At 65.3% G+C, this 219-nt stretch carries 1 pseudogene; it reads left to right on the top strand.

Annotated elements, in window-relative coordinates:
• Window positions 1-219 (top strand): annotated as a pseudogene (locus ACLQ28_RS34695) (hypothetical protein); the annotation flags it as partial.

Raw genomic sequence — 219 nt, 5'->3', positions numbered from 1 at the left:
AGTCGAAGCTGGAGAACCTGGGCCACCTCGGCGACATGAACGACCACGACTCGCTGGGCCTGTTCCAGCAGCGCCCGAGTTCGGGTTGGGGTACTCCGGAGCAGATCACCAACCCTGAGTACTCGACGACCGCGTTCCTCACGGGTCTGAAGCAGGTCGACGGGTGGCAGGACATGCCGCTGACCCAGGCCGCGCAGACCGTGCAGGTCTCGGCTTACC

The sequence above is a fragment of the Micromonospora sp. DT201 genome, from assembly GCF_049841575.1.
In the GTDB taxonomy this organism is placed as follows: Bacteria; Actinomycetota; Actinomycetes; order Mycobacteriales; family Micromonosporaceae; genus Micromonospora.
The sequence above is the reverse complement of the archived record's forward strand: the minus strand, read 5'-3'. Positions and strand labels throughout refer to the sequence as shown.